Consider the following 22,123-nt stretch of genomic DNA (forward strand, 5'->3'; position numbering starts at 1 on the left):
CTTGATCGTCGTGGGCGCATCGCGCTGCCGGCCAGCGGCCGGCACTACCGGTCAGGACTCCAGCAGTTCCATCCACGCGGCTTCGGCTTTTTCCAGCTGGGCGGCAGCGGTTTCGCGGTCACGGCCGATCACCGCCATGCGGGTGGCATCGGCGTAGTTGGCCGGGTCGGCCAGCTGGCGGTCCAGCTCGGCCAGGGCGCTTTCCAGCTCGGCCACCTTGGCTTCGGCGGCGGCCAGCTTGTGCGGGTTCACCGGCTTCTTCTGCACCACCTGAGCCACCGGCGCGGTCTTGACCACCACCGGCTCTTCCACCTGTTCCATGCGCGCCTTGGTGCCCTGCGCCTGCGGACGGGTGCGCAGCCAGGCCGCGTAGGCGTCGAGGTCGCCGTCGAACGGCTCGACCACGCCATCGGCCACGCGCCAGTAGGTATCGCAGACCAGGCCGATCAGATGGCGGTCATGCGAGACCATCACGATCGCGCCTTCGAAGGTGGCCAGTGCTTCGGCCAGCGCTTCGCGCATTTCCAGGTCAAGGTGGTTGGTCGGTTCGTCCAGCAGCAGCACGTTCGGCTGCTGCCAGGCGATCAGCGCCAGCGCCAGGCGTGCGCGCTCGCCACCGGAGAAGCCATCGACCGGCTCGAACGCGCGGTCGCCCGGGAAGTTCCACTTGCCAAGGAAATCGCGGAACGACTGGTTCGGTGCGTCTGGCGCGATCTCGCGGAAATGCTCCATCGGCGACTGGCCTTCGTGCAGCGACTCCACCGTGTGCTGGGCGAAGTAGCCGATCTTCAGGTCCGGGTGCGCCATGCGCTCGCCGACGATCGGCGCCAGCTCGCCCACCAGGGTCTTCACCAGGGTGGTCTTACCGGCACCGTTGGGGCCGAGCAGGCCGATGCGCTGGCCCGCTTCCAGGCCGAAGCCGACGTTGTGCAGGATCACCGCGTCCTTGCCGTAGCCGGCCTCGACGTGGTTCAGGCGGATCAGCGAGAACGGCAGCTTGGCCGGCGGCGCGAACTCGATGCGGAATTCGCGCTCGGCACGCACGGCTTCGGTGCCGGCCAGCTTGGCCAGGCGCTTCATGCGGCTCTGCGCCTGCGCGGCCTTGCTGGCCTGCGCCTTGAAGCGGTCGATGAAGCTCTGCAGGTGGGCGCGCTCGGCCTGTTCCTTCTCGTGCGCGATCTGCTGCTGGCGCAGCTGTTCGGCGCGCTGGCGCTCGAAATCGGTATAACCGCCCGGGTAGAGCTTGGCGCCGCCGCCATGCAGGTGCAGGGTGTGGGTGGCCACGTTGTCGAGGAACTCGCGGTCATGCGAGATCAACAGCAGGGTGCCGGGGTACTTCAGCAGCCACTGCTCCAGCCAGTACACCGCGTCCAGGTCCAGGTGGTTGGTCGGTTCGTCCAGCAGCAGCAGGTCACTGGGCATCATCAGCGCGCGGGCCAGGTTCAGGCGTACGCGCCAGCCGCCGGAGAACGAGGACACCGCGCGGTGGTGGGTCTCTGCCGGGAAACCGAGGCCGTGCAGCAGCTTGCCGGCGCGCGCTTCGGCGTCGTAGGCATTGAGCTCGGCCATCTTCGTGTGCGCCTCGGCCACCGCTTCCCAGTCTTCACGGGCGGTCGCCTCGGCCTCGGCGGCCAGCACTGCAGCCACCTCGATGTCGCCGCCGAGCACGAAGCTCAGCGCCGGGTCGGGCAGCGACGGGGTTTCCTGGGCGACGCTGGCGATGCGCACCTTGCCGGGCAGATCGACATCGCCCTTGTCCGCCTCCAGCTCGCCCTTCACCGCCGCGAACAGGCTGGACTTGCCAGCACCGTTGCGGCCGACCACACCCACCCGGTAACCGGCGTGCAGGGTCAGGTCGACATTGGACAACAGCAGCCGCTCGCCGCGGCGCAAGGCGAAATTACGAAGGGAAATCATCGGGGGGAGGCGTCCATATAACCAGATGGAATGTGCTGGTGAGCACTGTTCCTGCGACGCAATTCTAGCGTTAACGAATACTTGACGCGTCCCGGGATGCGCGGCGGCCGGCGTTCCTCTCTCCCACGTCCTTGCCGCGCGCGTCCCGGGCTCCCTCCCCCGCCAGTGCCGATCCGGGCTAAATGGTTGCTGCTGCAACGTTTTTTCCGATGACTGGCATTTGACACGCACTGAATATCCCGTTAATTCCTGCTTTGCGCACCGCAACAACCGCCGTCCGCCTCACCCCCGTGATGTCGATTCCGGTGCCGCCCCCGCCAACCGGAGCTCCGTCCCGATGACCCGCAAGACCAGCCTGATCGCCGCCGCCGTCGCTGTCGCACTCGGTGGCTCTCCGTTCGTTGCCGCTGCCCAGCAGGCCGGCACCGCCGCCAACACCCTGGACACGGTGATCGTCACCGGCACCCGCGTGGCCGACCGCACGGTGGCCGAATCGCAGTCGCCGATCGACATCATCACCCCCGAAGCCCTGCAGTCCACCGGCACCAGCGAGCTGGCCACCGCGCTGTCGCGCGCCCTGCCCTCGCTGAACTTCCCGCGCCCTGCCCTGACCGATGGCACCAGCGGCGTGCGCCCGGCGCAGCTGCGCGGCCTGTCACCGGACCAGGTGCTGGTGCTGGTCGACGGCAAGCGCCGCCACACCTCGGCGATGATCAACGTCAACGGCAGCATCGGCCGTGGTTCGTCGGCAGTGGACATCAATGCGATCCCGATCGCCGCCATCGAACGCGTGGAAGTGCTGCGCGACGGTGCGTCGGCGCAGTACGGTTCGGACGCCATCGCCGGCGTCATCAACATCGTGCTCAAGGGCAGCGGCAGTGGCGGCAGCCTGGCGGTGGACTACGGCCAGTACTCGGCCGGTGACGGCAACAAGTACCAGCTCTCCGGCGATACCGGCGTCGAGTTCGGCAACGGCCGTGGCCGCGTGCACGTGGCCGGCCAGATCAGCCAGCAGGACGAAAGCAACCGCGCCGGCCCGTACCGCGGCACCACCCCGAACACCGGCAACTTCCCGAGCATCGGCCAGAAGACCTTCATCGTCGGCGACCCGCGCGTGGATGCGACTGCGGCTTCGGTCAACGCCAGCTTCGATTTCAGCGACCGCGTGACCGGCTACGCCAGCGCGCTGCTCAGCAACCGCGACATCACCTCGTTCGCGTTCTACCGCTCGCGCAACCACAGCGGGCAGAGCGCGCTGCTGGCGCAGACCTACCCGGACGGCTTCGTGCCGGAGATCAACCAGTACTCCAAGGACCGCTCGCTGGTGGCCGGGGTCAAGGGCAACACCGACAGCGGCTGGACCTGGGACCTGAGCCTGAACCACGGCGAGAACACCCTCGACTTCCACACCCGCAACAGCATCAACTACAGCCTGGGTGCGACCAGCCCGCGCTCGTTCTACGACGGCACGCTGAAGTACCAGCAGGACATCTTCAATGCCGACCTGACCAAGTCGCTGGACTGGGGCCTGGCCTACCCGGTCACGCTGTCCTTCGGTGGTGAATACCGCAAGGAGAAGTGGGACCAGAAGCCGGGCGAGCTGAACTCGTACACCGGCAGTGGCGCGCAGGGCTTCGGTGGCTTCACCCCCACCAATGAAGTGCATGCCGACCGCCACAACTACGCGGTCTATGCGGGTCTGGAAGCGGACCTGACCGAGAAGTTCTCGGCCGGCATCACCGGCCGCTACGAGGATTACTCGGACTTCGGCGACCGCTTCTCCGGCAAGCTGTCGGCGCGCTACGCGTTCACCGACAAGGTTGCGCTGCGGGCCACCGCGTCCAGCGGCTTCCGTGCGCCGTCGCTGGCGCAGCAGGGCTACCAGGCGGTCACCAGCCAGTTCCTCAACGGCGTGTTCGTCGAGCGCGGCACCTTCCCCACCACCAGCCCGGCTGCGCAGGCGCTGGGCGCCTCGCCGCTGAAGGCCGAGACCTCCACCTCCTACAGCCTGGGCCTGGTGCTGCAGCCGGTCGACCGCCTGTACATCACCGTCGACGCCTACCAGATCGACATCGATGACCGCATCGCATTGTCGTCCAGCATCACCACCAACGCCGCCACCAGTGCGCTGCTGGGCACGCTGGGCCTGCCGCAGGTGACCGCGTTCTCGTACTTCACCAACGGCCTGGATACGCGCACCCGCGGTGTCGATTTCGTGTCCAGCTACACGGTGCCCTTCAGCGCCAGCAGCCTGGAACTGACCGCCGCGTACAGCTACAACGACACCGAAGTGCGCCGCGTCGGCGGCACCCCGGCGGTGTTCGGCACGCTGGGCCTGACCCAGTCGCTGATCGGCCGCGATGAGATCGGCCGCATCGAGGACAGCTATCCGCGCGACAAGGCGATCCTGAGCGGCACCTGGCGTTCGGACCACTGGGAACTGGGCCTGGCCGCGACCCGCTACGGCAAATTCACCGTGCGCAACTCGGCCACCGCACTGCGCGACCAGACCTATGGCGACGCCTGGGTGGTGGATGCCTCGGCCAGCTACAAGCCGAGCAGCAACTGGACCCTGACCGTGGGCGCCGACAACCTGCTGGACAAGTACCCGGACCGCACCGAAGACCTGCAGAACTCCACCTTCGGCATGCTGCCGTACAGCAACTACTCGCCGTTCGGCTTCAACGGCGCGTACGTGTACGGCCGGGTCAAGTACACCTGGTAAGCGGTATTGGTAGCGCCGGGCCATACCCAGCGCCGCTCTGGTAGTGCCGGCCGCTGGCCGGCATCCCCTCGCCGCATTTGGAGGAGAGCCCCTTCTTGTTGAAGGGGCGCGCCGAAGGCGGGGGTAGAGGAGAAATGCGCAGGCAAACCCAGGGGGCAGGTGCCTTCCCTGCGGGAAGGGATTTGCCCCCTGGGTTTGCCGCATTTGGCGCATTAGGTGAAAATCGGGGCATCCCCCCGATTTCCTGCGAGTGCCGATGCACCATGACACCGACCTGATCAACATCGTTGCCGTTGGCCTCGGGCTCGCCTTCATCTTCGGCGCGCTGGCCAACAAGCTCCGCTTGTCTCCCTTGGTCGGTTACCTGGTTGCTGGCATCTGCGTAGGCCCGTTCACCCCCGGCTTCGTCGCCGACCAGGCGCTGGCCAACCAGCTGGCCGAGCTGGGCGTGATGCTGCTGATGTTCGGCGTCGGCCTGCACTTCTCGCTGAAGGACCTGATGGCGGTCAAGGCCATCGCCATCCCCGGTGCCATCGGCCAGATCGCGGTCGCTACCCTGCTCGGCTGGGGCGTGGCCTCGCTGATGGGCTGGCCAGCCCTGCATGGCGTCATCTTCGGTTTCTCGCTGGCCACCGCCAGTACCGTGGTGCTGTTGCGGGCGATGGAGGAGCGCCGCCTGCTGGAAACCATGCGCGGCAAGATCGCGGTCGGCTGGCTGATCGTGGAAGACCTGGCCTGTGTGCTGGCGCTGGTGATGATGCCGGTGATGGCCGGTGTGTTCGGCCCCGATGCGGCCAAGGAATCGCACTCGCTGGGCAGCGTGCTGGCCGACATCGGCTGGACCTTCGTGCAGCTGGGCCTGTTCGTGGCGGTGATGCTGGTGGTCGGCCGCCGGGTCATTCCGTGGATCCTCGAACGCATCGCCGGTACCGGCTCGCGCGAGCTGTTCACCCTGTCAGTGCTGGCGATCGCGCTGGGCGTGGCGTTCGGCTCAGCGATGCTGTTCGGCGTCTCGTTCGCACTGGGCGCGTTCTTCGCCGGCATGCTGCTCAACGAATCGGAGCTGAGCCACAAGGCCGCGCATGATTCGCTGCCGCTGCGCGATGCCTTCGCGGTGCTGTTCTTCGTCTCGGTCGGCATGCTGTTCGACCCGAACATCCTTATCCAGCACCCGTGGCAGGTGCTGGCCACCGTGCTGATCATCATGTTCGGCAAGTCGGCCGCTGCCTTCTTCATCGTGCGCGCATTCGGCCACCCGACCAGCACCGCGCTGACCATCTCGGCCAGCCTGGCGCAGATCGGCGAATTCGCCTTCATCATCGCCGGCCTCGGCGTGGCCCTGCAGATCCTGCCGAAGGAAGGCCAGTCGCTGGTGCTGGCTGGCGCGCTGGTGTCGATCATGCTGAACCCGCTGGTGTTCGGCCTGCTGGACCGTTGGCAGGCCAAGCAGGAACAGCAGCCGCAGCCGGCCGAGCCGGAAGAAGCCATCGGCCCGTCGCGTGACCTGAACGCGCACGCCATCGTGATCGGCTACGGCCGGGTCGGCAGCGAGCTGGCGCAGGTGCTGCGTGATCGCGGCGTGCCGGTGCTGGTGATCGATGACAACAAGGACCACGTGGAGCGTGCGCATGCCAATGGCATCGCGGCGATCCGTGGCAGCGCCGCCGCCGACCGGGTACTGGCCGAGGCCCATCCCGAGCGCGCGAAGATCGCAGTGCTGGCGATTCCGCAGCCGCTGGAAGCTGGCGAGGCGCTGGCCAAGCTGCGTGCGATCAACCCGGAGCTGACCCTGCTGGCGCGTGCGCACAGCGATGCCGAAGTGAAACATCTGCTGGAGCACGGCGCCGATGGCACGGTGATGGCCGAGCGCGAGCTGGCGTATTCGCTGGCGGAGATGATCATGTCCACGCCGCCGTACCGGAATCTGGGGCAGCACAGCATTCCGGTGGTGTGAGGGGTGTGCGGCAGGGCTTGCAGCCCTGCACCTGCCGAAGCAACTTCAACTGCAACGGCAAAAGCAAAAGCTGACTCTCCGTGGAATGGCGGGGTGGGTCCGGTTGCAGGGGACGCCGTGAATCCATCCGTGGAGGCTCGGTCGCACCATCCATGGCGCTCACGCCCCTGCAACCGGGCCCACCCTGCCTTCGACAATTTCCTGCGGCTGTTGGTAGGTGTCGACCTTGGTCGACACGGCGGTGCATCTGACCCCGGAAACAAAAAAATCCCCGGTCGACCCGCATCGACCGGGGATCTGGATCGCCACGTTGCCATGCCTTGGAGAGGCAGCTCCACCGTAGCGCATTGGGTGACCGATGGTGATCGCCTGTGGCGATGACGACCAAGCGTGCGGCTATCAGGCGCCTGCCAGGGCCTGCTCCAGGTCGGCACGCAGGTCGCCGATGTGCTCGATGCCGATCGACAGCCGCACGGTGTCCTCGCTGACGCCGGCCTTGGCCAGTTCGGCGGCATCCAGCTGGCGATGGGTGGTCGAGGCCGGATGGGTGGCCAGCGATTTTGCATCGCCCAGGTTGACCAGGCGGGTGAACAGCTTCAGCGCATCGAGGAAACGTGCGCCGGCTTCACGGCCGCCCGGCAGGCCGAAGGTCAGTACGCCCGAGCCGTGCCCACCCAGGTAACGTTGCGCGGCGGCATGCTCGGGGTCGTCGGCCAGCCCAGCGTAGCGCACCCAGGCCACCTTTGCGTGTGACTTCAGAAACTGCGCGACAGCCAGCGCGTTGGCGTTGATGCGCTCCATGCGCAGCGCCAGGGTTTCAATGCCCTGCAGGATCAGGAACGCATTGAACGGCGACAGCGCCGCGCCGGTATTGCGCAGCGGCACCACCCGCGCGCGGCCGATGTAGGCCGCCGGCCCCAGCGCTTCGGTATAGACCACGCCGTGGTAGCTGGGGTCGGGCTGGTTGAGCCGCGCGAAGCGCTGGGGTTGTGCAGCCCAGTCGAAGCGGCCGGAATCGACGATCGCGCCGCCGAGGCTGTTGCCGTGGCCGCCGAGGTACTTGGTCAGCGAATGCACCACGATGTCGGCGCCGTGCTCGAACGGGCGCAGCAGGACCGGCGTGGCCACGGTGTTGTCGACAATCAGCGGCACGCCGGCGGCATGCGCGACCTCGGCAATCGCCGCGATGTCGGTGACGTTGCCACGCGGGTTGCCGATCGACTCGACGAACACCGCCTTGGTGCGGTCGTCGATCAGCGCGGCGAACGCGGCTGGATCGGCCGGATCGGCGAAACGCGCCTGGATGCCGTACTGCGGCAGCGTGTGCGCCAGCAGGTTGAGGCTGCCACCGTACAGCGCACTGGAGGCGACGATGTTGTCGCCTGCCTCGGCAATGGTCTGGATGGCATAGGTGATCGCGGCCTGTCCCGAGGCGAGCGCCAATGCGCCGATACCGCCTTCCAGCGCGGCCAGGCGCTGCTCCAGCACGTCGGTGGTGGGGTTCATGATGCGGGTGTAGATGTTGCCCGGCACCTTCAGGTCGAACAGGTCGGCGCCGTGCTGGGTGTCATCGAACGCATACGCCACGGTCTGGTAGATAGGCACCGCCACCGCGCGGGTGGTCGGGTCGGGACGGTAGCCGCCGTGCACGGCCAGGGTTTCCAGTTGCCACTGCGGGTCGCTCATTGCACCAGGCTCCATCCGGGGAAACCGCCACCATAGGCCAGCCGGGGCCGGCCACTGAAAGCCGCTGGCGATGACGTCCGTACCCACGGTTATCAGGTTGGCCGCGATTCAGGCAGCCGTCATGGGCCGTTGCTAGGCTTCGCCGCCGGGCGCTCCTGCCCGGGCACGGAGGCCCCACGCATGCAGCCATCCCCCTGGACACCCCCTGCCAGCAGTTCGCCCACGTCGGTCCTGCTGGTGGAGGACGACCGTCGCCTGGCCGAACTGGTGAGCGACTACCTGCACGAGCATGGCTTCGCCGTGCAGCACGTGCCCCGTGGTGACCTTGCCGGTGCGGCCTGCCGACAGCATGCCCCGGAACTGGTGGTGCTGGACCTGATGCTGCCCGGCCTCGGTGGCATCGATGTGTGCCGGCAGATCCGCAGCTTCTCCGATGTGCCGATCCTGATGCTGACCGCTTGCGAGGACGACATCGAGCAGGTGCTGGGCCTGGAATCGGGTGCCGATGACTATGTGCACAAGCCGATCGAACCACGCCTGCTGCTGGCGCGCCTGCGCGCCCTGCTGCGCCGCCGCCACGGCAGCAGCAACACCGGTACGCCCAGCCGGCTGATGCACGGGCAACTGCTGATCGATCGCATGCAGCGTGAAGTGCACCTGCACGGTGCGGCGGTGGAAATGGGCACCACCGAATTCGAGATCCTGTGGCTGCTGGCCAGCCAGCCGGGGCAGATCCTGTCGCGTGACCAGATCCTGCAGGCGGTGCGCGGCATCGGCTTCGACGGCCTGGACCGCAGCGTTGACGTCTGCATCGGCAAGCTGCGCCGCAAGCTCGGCGACGATGCGCGCGAGCCACGGCGGATCAAGACCGTGTGGGGGCGCGGCTACCAGTTCAATCCTGCGGCCTGGTCGGAATGAAGCGGCTGTTCCTGTGGCTGTGGTTCGTCACCGGCGCCTGCTTCCTGGCCTCGGTGTTCTTCCTCAACCACATCCTGGATGGCATCTACACGCCCGTGCAGGATCGCGTGTTCGTGGAGCAGGTACGCGGACAGGTGTACGCCCTGCGCAGGGACCTTGCGGGCCTGGACGCCGGCCAGCAGCGTGAGCGCCTGCAGCAGTTGCAACCACACTACGGCATCACCCTGACCCTGCTCGACAATCCTCCCGCGCTCGACCGGCAGGAACAGGCGGCCGTGCAGGCCGATGGCTTCATCGTGCGCGATCAGTACCAGCAGGTTCTGCTGCCCATCGAGGGCATCGGCGGCCGCTGGCTGCACCTGCGCCTGCCCGGCGCGGTGCAGATGACGATGTACATGACCATCGCGGCCTACCTCAGCATCCTGCTGCTGGTCGGCGCCAGCCTGTATGCCTGGGTACGCCTGCTCTGGCGCGATCTGGAAGCCCTGCGCCGGCACGCCGATCGCATCGGTGCCGGCGATCTGCAGGCGCGCGCGCAGGTTTCGCCACGCTCGCAGATACGCGTCATCGTCGACCATTCCAACCGCATGGCCGCACGCGTGGCCGAGCTGGTGCAGCGCCAGCGCGACCTCACCCACGCCATTTCGCACGAACTGCGCACACCCATCGCACGCGTGGCCTTCGGCCTGGACCTGATGCAGGACAGCGATGATCGCGATCGCCGCGTACGGCTGGCCCAGGGCCTGCATGGCGACCTGGCCGAGCTCAACCGGCTGGTCAGCGAACTGCTGGCCTACGAACGGCTGGAGCATCCCAGCGAGGGCGAACCGATGCAGCGGATTGAAGCCAACGACTGGCTGCAGGCCTGCCTGGCCGATGCCCGCCGCGATGCCGAACGCGCCGGCCTCGTGTTGCGCGTGCAGCCCGGCGCCCTGCCGCGCGTGGATGCCGAGCCACGCCTGCTGCAGCTGGCGCTGAGCAACCTGGTCGGCAATGCGCTGCGCCACGCGCGCTCGCAGGTGGAAGTGTCGCTGGTGGGTGTGGGCGGACGCGCCTGCCTGCGCGTGGACGATGACGGCCCGGGCATCGCCGAGGCCGACCATGAAAAGGTGATGCGCCCGTTCACCCGCCTGGATGACAGCCGCAGCCGTGATACCGGCGGCTTCGGCCTGGGCCTGGCCATCGTCGGCCGCATTGCGGCCCGCCACGGTGGCGAGCTGCACATCAGTCGCGCCACGCTGGGCGGCGCACGCCTGGAAATGCACTGGCCGCTGGCTGCCAGCTGAACGCGCTGGGCCGCGATTACAGTTGATTACAACTCCCGCACAACTGCGGACGGATCGGTCGCCGGCGTATCGCCACGCTGGCGACCCTGCAGCACTCGCCGGATGCGCGCGCTGCTTTCCTCCCATTGCCGAGAGTTTCCATGTCCCAGCTTCGCCGTTCCCCCACCCTGCTCTGCCTGGCCCTGTTGCCGCTGTTTGCCGCCCCGATCGCCCACGCCAAGGATGACCACTGGACCTTCGAGGTCGCTGCCGGCGGTGGCGTAACCCCGCGTTACAGCGGCAGCGAGGAGTATCGTGCGACGCCGTCGCTCTCCTTCGATGTCACCTCGCCGGGGGGCTGGTTTCTGGGCACCAGTGGCATCGGCTGGGGCACCGCCCTCGGCGAGCACACCCGCGTGCGCGCCTACGTCGGCGCCAGCGGCATCCGCAAGGACAAGGACTCCCTGCTCGGCGGTTCGGACTTCCTGCGCGGCATGGGCGATATCGATACCCGTCCCCTGGTCGGTGTCTCGGCTGGTTATACGCTGGGCGAAGCCGTGCTGAGCGGCGCCTGGCAGTTCACCCGCAAGGACGAGGACAAGGCCGAGAACGGCCTGGCCACCCAGCAGATCCACCTGAACCTGACCCTGCCGCTGTTCGACCTGGCCGGCGGCGTGGTCAGCGGCAGCGTGTCCACCGACTACGGCAACCGCGGCTACATGCAGACCTGGTACGGCGTCAGCCCGGAACAGGCGGCGCGTACCGGCTTTGCCGAGCACAAGCCAAAAGCCGGCCTGGTCAGTGCCGGTGTCGGCCTGAAGTGGAGCCACCGCGTGGGCCGCAACGGCAACTGGTACATCTCGGCCGAAGGCACGCGCCTGCTCGGTGATGCCGCCGACAGCCCGATCGTGCAGAAGGCGAACCAGTTCGGCTTGATGAGCGGCTATACGCACCGCTTCTGAGTGAGCGCCGGGCATTGCCCGGCCCACTTCGCAGGAAACGGGGCGCTGCGGCCAGGCAGCGCCCCGTGTGAATCACGCTTTGGCGAACACCAGGCGGCCGCCGTCGTTTCCGACTTCGATGGTATCGCCGTTGACGAAGGCGCCGGACAGGATCTGCTGCGCCAACGGGTTCTCCAGCTGTGCCTGGATTGCGCGCTTCAACGGGCGCGCGCCGTACACTGGATCGAAGCCGACGTTGCCGAGCAGGTCGAAGGCCGCATCGGAGACCGCCAGCTTCAGCCCGCGCTCGGCCAGGCGCTTCTCCAGCCCGCGCATCTGGATGCGCGCGATCTGCTTGATCTGCTGCTTGTCCAGCGGGTGGAACACCACGATGTCGTCCAGGCGGTTGATGAACTCCGGCCGGAAGTGCGCCTGGACCACGCCCATCACCGCCGCCTTCATCTGCGTGTAGGCCTCCGGACTGTCGTCGGCGCTCATGTCCTGGATCTGGTGCGAGCCCAGGTTCGAGGTCATCACGATGACGGTGTTGCGGAAGTCCACGGTACGGCCCTGTCCATCGGTCAGGCGGCCATCGTCCAGCACCTGCAGCAGGATGTTGAACACATCCGGATGCGCCTTCTCCACTTCGTCCAGCAGGATCAGCGAATACGGGCGACGACGCACGGCCTCGGTCAGGTAGCCGCCTTCCTCGTAGCCCACGTAACCCGGAGGCGCGCCGATCAGGCGGGCCACGCTGTGCTTCTCCATGAATTCGCTCATGTCGATGCGGATCATCGCGTCGGCACTGTCGAACAGGAATTCGGCCAGCGACTTGCACAGCTCGGTCTTGCCGACACCGGTCGGGCCGAGGAACAGGAACGAGCCGGCCGGGCGATTCGGATCGGACAGGCCTGCACGCGAGCGGCGCACGGCATCGGAGACGACCTTGATCGCTTCTTCCTGGCCGACCACGCGGTTGTGCAGCACCTCTTCCATGCGCAACAGCTTGTCGCGCTCGCCTTCGAGCATCTTGTTGACCGGGATGCCGGTCCAGCGCGATACGACCTCGGCGATCTCCTCGTCGGTCACGCGGTCCTGCACCAGCTTGAAGTCCTTGTGCTCGGCCTCCTGGGCCGCGGCCAGCTGCTTTTCCAGCTGCGGCAGCAGCCCGTACTGGATCTCGCTCATCTTGGCGAAATCCTGGCGGCGCTGCGCGGCCTCCAGCTCCAGCTTGGCCTGCTCGACCTGTTCCTTGATCTTGGTCGCGCCCTGCAGCGCGGCCTTCTCCGACTTCCAGATTTCATTGAGGTCGGAGAACTCGCGCTCCAGCCCGTCGATGTCGTTTTCCAGGTCGGCCAGGCGTTGCCGCGAGGCTTCGTCCTTTTCCTTCTTCAGCATCTCGCGCTGGATCTTCAGCTGGATCACCCGGCGTTCCAGGCGGTCCAGTTCCTCCGGCTTGGAGTCGATCTCCATGCGCAGGCGCGAGGCGGCTTCGTCCATCAGGTCGATGGCCTTGTCCGGCAGCTGGCGGTCGGTGATGTAGCGGTTGGACAGCGTCGCAGCGGCAACGATGGCCGGGTCGGTGATCTCCACGCCGTGGTGCAGCGCGTACTTCTCCTTCAGACCGCGCAGGATCGCAATGGTGTCCTCCACCGACGGCTCGCCCACGAACACCTTCTGGAAGCGGCGCTCCAGCGCAGCATCCTTCTCGATGTACTTGCGGTACTCGTCCAGCGTGGTGGCACCGATGCAGTGCAGCTCGCCACGTGCCAGTGCCGGCTTCAGCATGTTGCCGGCATCCATCGCGCCGTCGGCCTTGCCGGCGCCGACCATGGTGTGCAATTCGTCGATGAACAGGATGATCTGGCCTTCGTTCTTGGCCAGGTCGTTCAGCACGCCCTTCAGGCGCTCTTCGAATTCACCGCGGAACTTGGCACCGGCGATCAGCGCGCCCATGTCCAGCGAGAGCACGCGCTTGCCGCGCAGGCCTTCGGGCACTTCGTCGTTGATGATGCGCTGGGCCAGACCTTCCACGATGGCGGTCTTGCCCACGCCGGGTTCGCCGATCAGCACCGGATTGTTCTTGGTCCGGCGCTGCAGCACCTGGATGGTGCGGCGGATTTCCTCGTCGCGGCCGATCACCGGATCGAGCTTGCCGCTCTCGGCGCGCGCGGTCAGATCGATGGTGTACTTCTCCAGCGCCTGCCGCTGTTCCTCGGCATTCTCCGACTGCACGTTCTCGCCGCCACGCAGCTTGTCGATCGCGGCCTGCAGGCGGGTCTTGTCGGCACCGGCGGCGCGCAGCGCCATGCCCAGCGTGCCACTGTCTTCCAGCGCCGCCAGCACGAACCACTCGCTGGCGATGAAGGCATCGCCGTTCTGCTGGGCCAGCTTGTCGGTCTGGTTGAGCAGACGCCCCAGGTCATTGCCCATCGAAACGTTGCCGGCCTGGCCGGACACCTTGGGCAGCGCATCCAGTGCCTCGGTCAGGCGCTCGCGCAGCACCGGCACGTTCACCCCGGCCTGGGCCAGCAGCGGGCGCGTACTGCCACCCTGCTGGTCCAGCAACGCGCTGAACAGGTGAACCGGTTCGATGATGCTGTTGTCGCGGCCAACGGCCAGCGACTGTGCGTCTGCCAGCGCCTGCTGGAAACGCGAGGTGAGCTTGTCCATCCGCATTGCGAATCCTCATCGGTCATCAGGGCCGGCCCGCGCCGGCGATGCTGGAAAGATGCGGTTGCCCCACCCCGTTTCAAGGGTGACTGCGACTGCACCCCGAGGCCAGTCAGCCTGCGGCCAGCATGCCGGAACGGGTGTGGTCGGCGCGTTGATCCTGCGCAAGCCACTGCGCGCCTGGCACTGGAATCCGGGCATCGCGGATGCGATACTTGCGAATCATTCTCATTTCGATCAAGACCACGCATCCCCTTTCATGGGCCCCCTACACGAACAACTGGGCATGCTGTACCGCGATCATCGCGTCTGGCTGCACGGCTGGCTGAGCGGGCGCGTGGGCAATCGCGATGTGGCCGACGATCTCACCCAGGACACCTTCGCGCGGCTGCTGCAGGGACGCGATCTCGCTGCGCTGCGTGAGCCGCGTGCGTTCCTGACCACCGTGGCGCGTGGGCTGGCCGCCAACTGGTTCCGCCGCCAGGCGCTGGAGCGCGCCTACCTGGAATACCTGGCGCAGTTCCCAGAGCCGGTGCTGCCCTCACTGGAAGAACAGGCCCTGGTACGTGAGGCCCTGCAGCAGATCGATGCGATGCTGGACGGGTTGCCGGCAATGGCGCGCCGGGTGTTCCTGCTGGCGCAGTTCGATGGGCTCCGCTATGAAGCCATCAGCGAACAGCTGGGGTTGTCGCTGTCCACGGTGAAGCGGCACATGAAACGGGCACTGCTGGGCTGCTTGGCGCATGCCGGCTGAGACCACCGCCGAACCGGCACTTCCGCCCCGCGTACTGGAGCAGGCAGCCGACTGGCTGATGCGCCTGCACGAGGACGGCAGCGCGGCCCAGCGCGCGCGGTGGCAGCGCTGGCACGATGCCGATCCCGAACATGCCCGCGCGTGGCAGCGTGCGGAACGCTTGCTGGCATTGGCTGCCCAGGTGCCTGCGCCGCTGGCCCAACGCACGCTGCAACGGCCTGCGTCTGCCGGCCGGCGCGCCGTGCTGCGCAGCGTTGCCGCACTGCTGGTTGCACCACTCGGTGGTTGGCTGGCATGGAGGTTGTGGGATGACGCGGCGTGGGATGCCAGCGTCCGTACCGCCGTGGGCGAACGATCACAGCGGGTGCTGGACGATGGCAGCGTGCTGCACCTCGATACCGATACCGCCGTCGACATCGCGTTTGATGGTACCCAACGGTTGCTGCGGTTGCGTCGTGGCCAGATGCTGGTGGAGACCGCACGTGACATCCAGCATCCGGCAAGACCATTCCGGGTCGCGACGCCGTTCGGCGCGCTGCGGGCGCTGGGCACCCGCTTCAGCGTGCGGCTGTTCAACGACGATGTCTTGCTGGTAGTCAGTGAGGGCGCGGTCAGGGTCGAATCCGGCAGCCACCATCGCCAGGTCGACGCCGGGCAGGAACTGCGCTGGAACCGGACCTCGCTGCCGTCACCCGGCCCGGCACGCGCCGGCAGCGACACCTGGATCCACGGCATGCTGACCGCTGACGCGGTGCCGTTGCAGCAGTTCATGCTGGAACTTGGCCGCTATCACCGGCGCTGGCTGCGCGTGGACCCGGCCATCGCCTCGATGCCGGTTTCCGGCGCGTACCCGGCCGATGACCTGGATCGGTGCCTGTCGATGCTCGCGGCCACCTATGCCCTGCAGATCCAGCACGGGTTGTGGATACAGCTGCGCGGCCTCGACACACCGGGATGACACTTTTTCCCGTTTCAAGGGGCAGAGGGAATGAGACCCTTCCTCTTCCCCTCGCCCATGCCCATGACCTCTTCCCACCTGCGCCTGAGCCTGTTGGCCGTCGCCCTCGCTGCCACCCCGGCTTTCGCTCAGACCACGCCCACCGAAGCTGCGCCGGTCCCGCATCGCGCCGAGCCGCTCGGCGGTGCGCTGAGCACTTTCGCCGCCGCACACGGCGTTGCCCTGTCCTTCGACCCCGCCCTGACCCGTGGCCGCCACGCACCGACGACGGCGGAAGGACTCGATGTGGACGCCGGCTTTGCCGCATTGCTGCAGGGCAGCGGCCTGCGCGCCGTTCGCCGCGCCGATGGCAGCTACACCGTGCAACCCGCACCTTCACCCGCGCTGACCACCCGCCGGCTGCGTCCGCTGCGGGTCGGCAGTGTCGCCTCCCGCGACTTCCTGTATGCCGAAGGCATGACCCTGGACCAGGACTACCTGCAGGGCTATGCCAAGGGCAACGGCGACCTCGGCTCACTGCTTCGCATCAACCCTGCCGTGCAGTTCAGCAACACCGGCTGGAGTGCGCGCAACGGCGGTGAGATCCGTCCGGTGGACTTCTCGATCAACGGCGCACCGTTCTACCAGAACCTGTTCCTGATCGACGGCGCGAACTTCAACAATGATCTTGACCCGGCCAGCAACGTGGCACCCGGCCACAATGGCGATGCCTACTCGTCCATCAACGTTCCCAGCGCCGCACAGGGCATCACCGTCGACCCCGACCTACTGGAAAAAGTCACCGTCTATGACAGCAACGTGCCTGCGGCCTACGGCGGCTTCACCGGTGGCGTCATCGATGCAAGCAGCCGCACCGCCGGTGATCGCCTGTCGGGCAAGGTGTGGTTCCGCATGGCCCGCTCGGCGTGGAACGAGCTGATCATGCATCCGGGCCAGGCCGAGAACTTCGAAGAGTCGGCCCAACCCACCTTCCAGCAGCAGTACGACAAGTACAAGGTCGGCGCACGCCTGGAGGGGCGCAGCCGTAATGGCATCGGCCTGATCGGCACAGTCACCCGCACCCGTTCGGAAATTCCGCTACGCGCCTACAACGGCGGCAAGGTGAGTCCGAACGACGACTTCAAACGTACCCAGGTGCGTGAAAGCACCGCCGCCACGCTGGCCGCCGACTGGAGCAACGGCGAGGGACTGACGCTGCGCGCCAACGTCAGCTATTCGCCTACCGACGATGCCTACTTCATTCACAGCTCGCGCAATTCGTGGTTCAACCTGAAGTCGGGCGGGCCGGTGGCATCACTGCGCGCCGACTACGATACCGGCACGTGGTCGTTCGGCAACGCGTTGACCTACAGTGATCTGGAAAGCTCGCGCCGCAGCGATTACGACTACTTCAAGACCTGGGCTCCGTCGGAAGACAAGAACTGGGGTGTCGGCAACTACAGCCAGGAAGGCAGCTGGGGCAACATCGACCAGCGCGACCGCAAGATCGGCTACCGCTTCTCTGCCAGCCGCGAACGTTTCCAGTGGGGCACGGCCGAGCACCACCTGACGTTCGGCGCGGGTGTGCAACGACGCAACGCCGACTACGAGCGGCTGAACGATCACTACAACTACCAGACGCCACGCACCGCCACCAGCTGCATGCTGACCACGGGCGTGGAGGACACCGATTCCTGCTCGCTGTCGCCCGTGTTCACCAGAACGTCGGTGCTCGCCGCGGGAAAAGGCCAGTACTTTTCCAAGCTGGTGCTCTACCACGCCGGAGCGTTCGAGGTGTCGGGCACCGAATGGGATGCCTATGTCCAGGACGACATCCGCATCGGCGATGTCAGCCTGCGCCCGGGCGTGCGCCTGGACCGCAATGATTTCTGGAAAGGCACCCACATCTCGCCGCGATTTGCCGCGTCGTGGGACGTCGGTGGCACCGGCAACAGCGTGCTGACCGTGGGCCGCAACCGCTACTATGGTCGCAACTTCTTCACCTACCTGCTGAGCGAAGGCCGCGAGCGCCTGCAGGAAGACCTGACCCGCACCAGCAGCAGCACTCCTTGGGAGAGCCTGACCGGCACCCGCGCGACCACGGCAAATCGCGTGTCCGACCTGGATACACCCTACACTGATGAGTGGTCGCTGGCATGGCGGCAGCAGTTCGCCGGACTGGACATCAACGTCAAGTACGTCGATCGCAGCAACCGCGATGACATCGTCCGCCAGCGCATCACCGACACCTACGACAAGGGCGTCTACAAGGCGGTGCTGTACGAATACGCCAACGCCGGGCGCAGCCGCAGCAGCACCTACACCCTATCTGTTTCGCCGCAACAACCGCTGACGCTGTGGGGCTCGCAGTCCACGGCGCAGCTGGCCCTGGACCACACCGAGTCGCGCCGCAGCTACAACACCTACGAAGACGCCACCACCCCCACGTCCATCGGCGACTTCTACGAGCTGATCAGTTACCACGGCAAGGCCATCCATCGGTACGACCTGCCAGCCCGTGACTACGTGCGCCCGTGGTCGGCCCGACTGGCCACCCGCACCGAAATTCCCGCTGCGGGCCTGACCTGGTCCAATTTCTTCAGTTTCCGTGCGGGTTATGAGGGACTGCTGAAGACAAGCCGGTACGAGCCACATGGCGACGATCTGCTGGTGGTCTACGAGGACATCCGCAATCCCAGCGGCTGGACGTGGGATGCGACCTTGCAGTATGCGTTCGCAGCAAAGGCCAACCAGGAGGTCTATGTGCGGGTGGAAGTGCAGAACGTGCTCAACCGCAGCAACCGCATCTCCGGCACCACGGCAACCACGACCTACTACGAGCCCGGCCGTAGCTACTGGCTGGAACTGGGCTACTCGTTCTGAGCCGGCGGCCCAGTGTGCCCGCACCGGGCCGCTGCTGACGATGCGCCCGCATCCTCTGCACCTGTTACTGCCCGTCACCGCCCTGTTGCTGGGCGGCGCGGGCATGCCTGCACCTGCGCGTCATACCCCGTGCCCCGACGTGCTTCCCGCGCGTCCGGACAGCGCCTGCCTGCGCGCGCTCTACAGCAACCCCAGCATGCGGTGGCCAGCGCCAGAGGTGGAACCCGGCGTCGCCTGGCAGGAACTGGCTCCGTTGCCTGCCCCGGCTGATGCGCCAGACAATCCATCGTCGCCCGCAAAAGTAGCGCTGGGCCGTCGACTGTTCTTTGATCCGATCCTGTCCCGCTCGCGACAGTTGGCCTGTGCCAGTTGCCATGACCCGGACCTGGGCTGGGCCGATGGCCGTCGCGTGTCATTCGGCCACGACCGCCAGCCCGGTCGCCGCAATGCACCCAGCGTGGTGGCCAGTGCGCATGCGGCGCCCTTGTTCTGGGATGGTCGCGCAGCGTCGCTGGAGGAACAGGCCCTGCATCCCATTTCCGATCCCATCGAAATGGGCTTCACGTCCCAGGGAGCGGTACGTCGCCTGCGCCGTGATGCGTCCTATCGCCGTGCGTTCAACGAGGTGTTCGCGCAGCCGCGCATCGATGCCGCGCAGCTCGGCCAGGCCATCGCCGCGTTCGAACGCAGCCTGTCGCCACGCAACAGTCGCTTCGATCGCTTCCTGCTTGGCAATGCGCGTGCGCTGGACGATGCCCAGCTGCGTGGCCTGCACCTGTTCCGCACGCAGGCCGGTTGCATGAACTGCCACAACGGACCGGCGCTGACCGACAACGGCTTCCACAACCTGGGCCTGCATTTCCACGGGCGTTCGCGGCAGGATCTGGGACGTTATGAGGTCACCGGTGATCCCGCCGACAGCGGCCGTTTTCGTACACCGTCGCTGCGTGGCGTTGCCGCCACAGCGCCCTACATGCACAACGGCATGATCCCGAAATTGTCTGGCGTACTGGCGTTCTACAACGTGGGCGGTGCCCGACCGCGGGCTCCGGCGGGTCTCCCGCCAGACGCAGCCCCCTTCCCGGCACCCGATCCGTTGCTGCGTCCGCGCGGGCTCAGCAGGCGGGACCTGCAGGACATCGAAGCCTTCCTGCAGGCCCTCTGACGCCTGCAGGCTCAGCCGCGGGTGATCGCAGTACGGATCGCCCGCAGCTGCTGCTTGACCGCCCGCGCCTGCGCCGGATCCATGCGCAGCAGGGCCTTCTGCCCGATCGAGCGGGACTGCAGGGTGGGATCGACGAATCGGTAGCGGCCGCGCTCATCGCGCTGTACCAGCGGCGCCTGGGCGAGTTCCGGGGTCTCCAGCAGGTGGTCGATCACCGTGACCAGACGGTCGTTGAAATAGCCCTCGGGCCGGCCAAGGTCGACATAGGCCTGCTGGATCAGCGGATAGAAGCGCTTGTAAGCCGTGGCCGTTGCCGCCGGGTCGAGTGCAGTGAACGCCTGCACGTAGGGCGCATAGCGCGCCGCATTGCTGGCGGCGATGCGTTCACCGCCTTCGCCCGGTTCGACCTGCAGATTGCCCGGCAGCGGGCGCGCGGCCAACGCGGTCGGCGGCACGCTGGGCTTGTCCAGGTTGTCGACCTGGGTGACCAGGCGCTGGATCAGATGATCACGCAGCAGCAGGGTCAGCGGCCCCTCGCCCTGGAACAGCTGGCCCAGCGCGCCCCAGGCAGCGGCATCGCTGTCAGCCAGCTTCGGCAGTGCCGGGTCGGCAGCGGCCTCGGTATCCAGCGGATGCCTGATCGGCGGTGGTGTTGGGGCGGGTTCCGCAGCCACCTTCGGTTGTGGCGGTGTGCCGGTACTGGCGGGGGTCGATTGCACCGGCACCGAAACACCGTCTGCCAGGCTCTTCAGCTGATCGCGGAACAACCAACCACCCGCGCCACCAATCACCACCACGCCCAGCACCCAGGGCCAAACTGCTTTTCCACTCTGCATGATGCAGCACCTCGTTCTCACACGCATGGAGAAGGTGTGACCCGACTGATTTCCGTGGGTTCCCCACCCGTTCCGGTAAGGTTCGGGAAACGCGTTGACAGCGCAGTGCGACGGGCGGCCCAATGAGCAGTCCAGCCCCTTCGACGAACGACCCATGGAGCTTCGCCCGGAACCGGTGCCTTTCCGCATCAGCACGCTCGACCTGACACTGGTGTATCGAGAGCAGAACGCGAGCGCACAGGTGAACGTGGAGGCACAGACGCTGGAGGACTATGCAGCGCAGCCGGGCATGCGTTACCGCTCACTGCAGGTGGATTTCGAACTTGTCCATGAAGCGCGTTGCCGGGGCGGAAATTTTCACGAGATGCGCCACGGCGAGATCTTCGAGGAAACCGGACCAGCCGATGAAACCGCGCACTGGCGGCAAACCGGTCTCTGCCCTTTCCCCGGCTTCTACCGGGTCATCCACGATCCTGGCCTGGCGGCACTGCTCGCGCACTACGATCCCCGCAATGTCCACGACCTGCAGCTTTTCATCCTTGCCGCACATGACAGCTACGTTGAAGTGCTGGCCAAGGGATATCGCTACACGCTGGCTGGCAGCGTCAATGAACACGACATCATCACCGTCGCGCCATCGGCCTGAACACTCCGACAGCCAACGCCAGGTAGGCATTGCACTCACGCCCGCTTTGCGCGAGCAGCGCGACGCTATGCATCCTGTCCCGTGGAGACACAGCCATGCAGTACGCGCTGTATTACTGGACCGGCATCCAGGGCCGTGGCGAGTTCGTGCGCCTGGCGCTGGAGGATGCCGGTGCCGACTACATCGACATGGCGCGGGCGCACGGCGATGCAGTGATGCAGCCGTTTCTCGATGGCAGCAGTGAAGGTGCGCAGCCCTTCGCGCCGCCGTTCCTGAAGGCCGGTCGCCAGGTCATCGCGCAGGTCGCGGCAATCCTGGATTTCCTGGGCCCGACGCTGGACCTGGTGCCGCAGGCGGCCTCGCGGCGGACGCAGGCACTGCAGTTGCAGCTGACCATCGCCGACCTGGTGGCCGAGGTGCATGACACCCACCATCCGATCGCTGCATCGAGGTACTACGAAGAGCAGAAGACCGAAGCCAAGGCACGCGCCGCGTCACTGCGCAGCGAGAGGCTGCCGAAGTTCCTCGGCTACTTCGAGCAGGTGCTGGCCGCCAACGGTGGCCGCCATGCACTGCGCGAGCACTCGTATGTGGATCTGTCGCTGTTCCAGCTGCTGAGCGGGCTGAACTACATGTTCCCACGCCGCATGCAGGCACTGGAACCTACCCTGCCCCTGCTGCGCGCGCTGCAGGAGCGGGTGGCGAAACGACCCAACATTGCCTCCTATCTGGACTCGGAACGGCGATTGCCGTTCAACACCAACGGCATCTTCCGCCACTACCCGGAACTGGACGGAGAGCGGTAGTGCCGGCCGCTGGCCGG

The 22,123-nt window shown here is 66.7% G+C and carries 16 protein-coding genes; 11 read left to right on the forward strand and 5 right to left on the reverse strand.

What is annotated here, in order from left to right; translation table 11 throughout:
* Positions 1–51: 51 nt before the first annotated feature.
* Positions 52–1,917: an ABC-F family ATP-binding cassette domain-containing protein gene (locus ACX9OT_RS10165; protein ID WP_049400785.1), complete on the reverse strand. Its 1,866-nt coding sequence runs from the start codon at positions 1,915–1,917 to the stop codon at positions 52–54.
* 337 nt (positions 1,918–2,254) lie between these two features.
* On the opposite strand from ACX9OT_RS10165, the gene ACX9OT_RS10170 reads away from it, so the two are divergent.
* Both ACX9OT_RS10170 and ybaL read left to right on the forward strand, forming a co-directional pair.
* Positions 2,255–4,642 (forward strand): TonB-dependent receptor plug domain-containing protein, encoded by a 2,388-nt coding sequence (locus ACX9OT_RS10170; protein ID WP_459001911.1) that lies wholly within the window; start codon positions 2,255–2,257, stop codon positions 4,640–4,642.
* A 256-nt stretch (positions 4,643–4,898) separates the two neighbouring features.
* Positions 4,899–6,596 (forward strand): YbaL family putative K(+) efflux transporter, encoded by a 1,698-nt coding sequence (gene ybaL, locus ACX9OT_RS10175; RefSeq protein WP_459001913.1) that lies wholly within the window; start codon positions 4,899–4,901, stop codon positions 6,594–6,596.
* Between the two features lie 399 nt (positions 6,597–6,995).
* Here ybaL and ACX9OT_RS10180 read toward each other — a convergent pair whose 3' ends face one another.
* Positions 6,996–8,282: an O-acetylhomoserine aminocarboxypropyltransferase/cysteine synthase family protein gene (locus tag ACX9OT_RS10180; RefSeq protein ID WP_459001915.1), complete on the reverse strand. Its 1,287-nt coding sequence runs from the start codon at positions 8,280–8,282 to the stop codon at positions 6,996–6,998.
* Positions 8,283–8,462: 180 nt separating this feature from the next.
* Here ACX9OT_RS10180 and ACX9OT_RS10185 point away from each other — a divergent pair, with 180 nt between their 5' ends.
* From ACX9OT_RS10185 to ACX9OT_RS10195, 3 genes are all read left to right on the forward strand, one after another.
* On the forward strand, positions 8,463–9,200 hold the full coding sequence (locus ACX9OT_RS10185; RefSeq protein WP_459001917.1) for a winged helix-turn-helix domain-containing protein: 738 nt from the start codon (positions 8,463–8,465) through the stop codon (positions 9,198–9,200).
* Complete coding sequence (locus ACX9OT_RS10190) at positions 9,197–10,486, forward strand: ATP-binding protein (RefSeq protein ID WP_459001919.1); 1,290 nt, start codon at positions 9,197–9,199, stop codon at positions 10,484–10,486. The genes ACX9OT_RS10185 and ACX9OT_RS10190 overlap by 4 nt, the downstream gene beginning before the upstream one ends.
* A gap of 140 nt (positions 10,487–10,626) precedes the next feature.
* On the forward strand, positions 10,627–11,427 hold the full coding sequence (locus ACX9OT_RS10195; RefSeq protein WP_459001921.1) for a MipA/OmpV family protein: 801 nt from the start codon (positions 10,627–10,629) through the stop codon (positions 11,425–11,427).
* A gap of 72 nt (positions 11,428–11,499) precedes the next feature.
* Here the strand turns inward: ACX9OT_RS10195 and clpB are convergent, their stop codons facing one another.
* Both clpB and ACX9OT_RS10205 read right to left on the reverse strand, forming a co-directional pair.
* A complete protein-coding gene (gene clpB, locus ACX9OT_RS10200; protein WP_459001923.1) occupies positions 11,500–14,085 on the reverse strand; it encodes an ATP-dependent chaperone ClpB in 2,586 nt (861 codons plus the stop codon).
* 106 nt (positions 14,086–14,191) lie between these two features.
* A complete protein-coding gene (locus tag ACX9OT_RS10205) occupies positions 14,192–14,326 on the reverse strand; it encodes a hypothetical protein (RefSeq protein WP_459001925.1) in 135 nt (44 codons plus the stop codon).
* 12 nt (positions 14,327–14,338) lie between these two features.
* Here ACX9OT_RS10205 and ACX9OT_RS10210 point away from each other — a divergent pair, with 12 nt between their 5' ends.
* The 4 genes from ACX9OT_RS10210 (at position 14,339) to ACX9OT_RS10225 (ending at position 19,818) form a co-directional block, all read left to right on the forward strand.
* A complete protein-coding gene (locus ACX9OT_RS10210) occupies positions 14,339–14,833 on the forward strand; it encodes a sigma-70 family RNA polymerase sigma factor (RefSeq protein ID WP_459001927.1) in 495 nt (164 codons plus the stop codon).
* Positions 14,823–15,791: a FecR domain-containing protein gene (locus ACX9OT_RS10215; RefSeq protein ID WP_459001929.1), complete on the forward strand. Its 969-nt coding sequence runs from the start codon at positions 14,823–14,825 to the stop codon at positions 15,789–15,791. The genes ACX9OT_RS10210 and ACX9OT_RS10215 overlap by 11 nt, the downstream gene beginning before the upstream one ends.
* Positions 15,792–15,854: 63 nt before the next feature.
* Positions 15,855–18,653 (forward strand): TonB-dependent receptor, encoded by a 2,799-nt coding sequence (locus ACX9OT_RS10220; RefSeq protein ID WP_459001931.1) that lies wholly within the window; start codon positions 15,855–15,857, stop codon positions 18,651–18,653.
* A 40-nt stretch (positions 18,654–18,693) separates the two neighbouring features.
* The gene (locus ACX9OT_RS10225) at positions 18,694–19,818 is read left to right on the forward strand and encodes a cytochrome-c peroxidase (protein ID WP_459001933.1); all 1,125 of its coding nucleotides are present in this window, start codon (positions 18,694–18,696) and stop codon (positions 19,816–19,818) included.
* Positions 19,819–19,829: 11 nt separating this feature from the next.
* Here ACX9OT_RS10225 and ACX9OT_RS10230 read toward each other — a convergent pair whose 3' ends face one another.
* Positions 19,830–20,654: a DUF3014 domain-containing protein gene (locus ACX9OT_RS10230; protein WP_459001935.1), complete on the reverse strand. Its 825-nt coding sequence runs from the start codon at positions 20,652–20,654 to the stop codon at positions 19,830–19,832.
* A gap of 154 nt (positions 20,655–20,808) precedes the next feature.
* Between ACX9OT_RS10230 and ACX9OT_RS10235 the strand changes: the two genes are divergently transcribed.
* Both ACX9OT_RS10235 and ACX9OT_RS10240 read left to right on the forward strand, forming a co-directional pair.
* Positions 20,809–21,300: a hypothetical protein gene (locus tag ACX9OT_RS10235; RefSeq protein ID WP_049422957.1), complete on the forward strand. Its 492-nt coding sequence runs from the start codon at positions 20,809–20,811 to the stop codon at positions 21,298–21,300.
* A gap of 95 nt (positions 21,301–21,395) precedes the next feature.
* Positions 21,396–22,106 carry a glutathione S-transferase gene (locus ACX9OT_RS10240; RefSeq protein WP_180845401.1) on the forward strand — a complete coding sequence of 237 codons (711 nt, stop codon included), beginning with the start codon at positions 21,396–21,398 and terminating at the stop codon, positions 22,104–22,106.
* Positions 22,107–22,123 lie beyond the last annotated feature (17 nt).

Source organism: Stenotrophomonas genospecies 3, from assembly GCF_054473855.1.

What these genes read in the sequence shown, in the direction of transcription:
- ACX9OT_RS10195 (WP_459001921.1), top strand. Translation starts at nt 10,627, where the DNA reads ATGTCCCAGCTTCGCCGTTCCCCCACCCTGCTCTGCCTGGCCCTGTTG.
- clpB (WP_459001923.1), bottom strand. Translation starts at nt 14,085, where the DNA reads ATGCGGATGGACAAGCTCACCTCGCGTTTCCAGCAGGCGCTGGCAGAC.
- ACX9OT_RS10240 (WP_180845401.1), top strand. Translation starts at nt 21,396, where the DNA reads ATGCAGTACGCGCTGTATTACTGGACCGGCATCCAGGGCCGTGGCGAG.
- ACX9OT_RS10215 (WP_459001929.1), top strand. Translation starts at nt 14,823, where the DNA reads ATGCCGGCTGAGACCACCGCCGAACCGGCACTTCCGCCCCGCGTACTG.
- ACX9OT_RS10190 (WP_459001919.1), top strand. Translation starts at nt 9,197, where the DNA reads ATGAAGCGGCTGTTCCTGTGGCTGTGGTTCGTCACCGGCGCCTGCTTC.
- ACX9OT_RS10170 (WP_459001911.1), top strand. Translation starts at nt 2,255, where the DNA reads ATGACCCGCAAGACCAGCCTGATCGCCGCCGCCGTCGCTGTCGCACTC.
- ACX9OT_RS10225 (WP_459001933.1), top strand. Translation starts at nt 18,694, where the DNA reads ATGCGCCCGCATCCTCTGCACCTGTTACTGCCCGTCACCGCCCTGTTG.
- ACX9OT_RS10220 (WP_459001931.1), top strand. Translation starts at nt 15,855, where the DNA reads ATGACCTCTTCCCACCTGCGCCTGAGCCTGTTGGCCGTCGCCCTCGCT.
- ACX9OT_RS10185 (WP_459001917.1), top strand. Translation starts at nt 8,463, where the DNA reads ATGCAGCCATCCCCCTGGACACCCCCTGCCAGCAGTTCGCCCACGTCG.
- ACX9OT_RS10210 (WP_459001927.1), top strand. Translation starts at nt 14,339, where the DNA reads ATGGGCCCCCTACACGAACAACTGGGCATGCTGTACCGCGATCATCGC.
- ACX9OT_RS10235 (WP_049422957.1), top strand. Translation starts at nt 20,809, where the DNA reads ATGGAGCTTCGCCCGGAACCGGTGCCTTTCCGCATCAGCACGCTCGAC.
- ybaL (WP_459001913.1), top strand. Translation starts at nt 4,899, where the DNA reads ATGCACCATGACACCGACCTGATCAACATCGTTGCCGTTGGCCTCGGG.
- ACX9OT_RS10165 (WP_049400785.1), bottom strand. Translation starts at nt 1,917, where the DNA reads ATGATTTCCCTTCGTAATTTCGCCTTGCGCCGCGGCGAGCGGCTGCTG.
- ACX9OT_RS10230 (WP_459001935.1), bottom strand. Translation starts at nt 20,654, where the DNA reads ATGCAGAGTGGAAAAGCAGTTTGGCCCTGGGTGCTGGGCGTGGTGGTG.
- ACX9OT_RS10180 (WP_459001915.1), bottom strand. Translation starts at nt 8,282, where the DNA reads ATGAGCGACCCGCAGTGGCAACTGGAAACCCTGGCCGTGCACGGCGGC.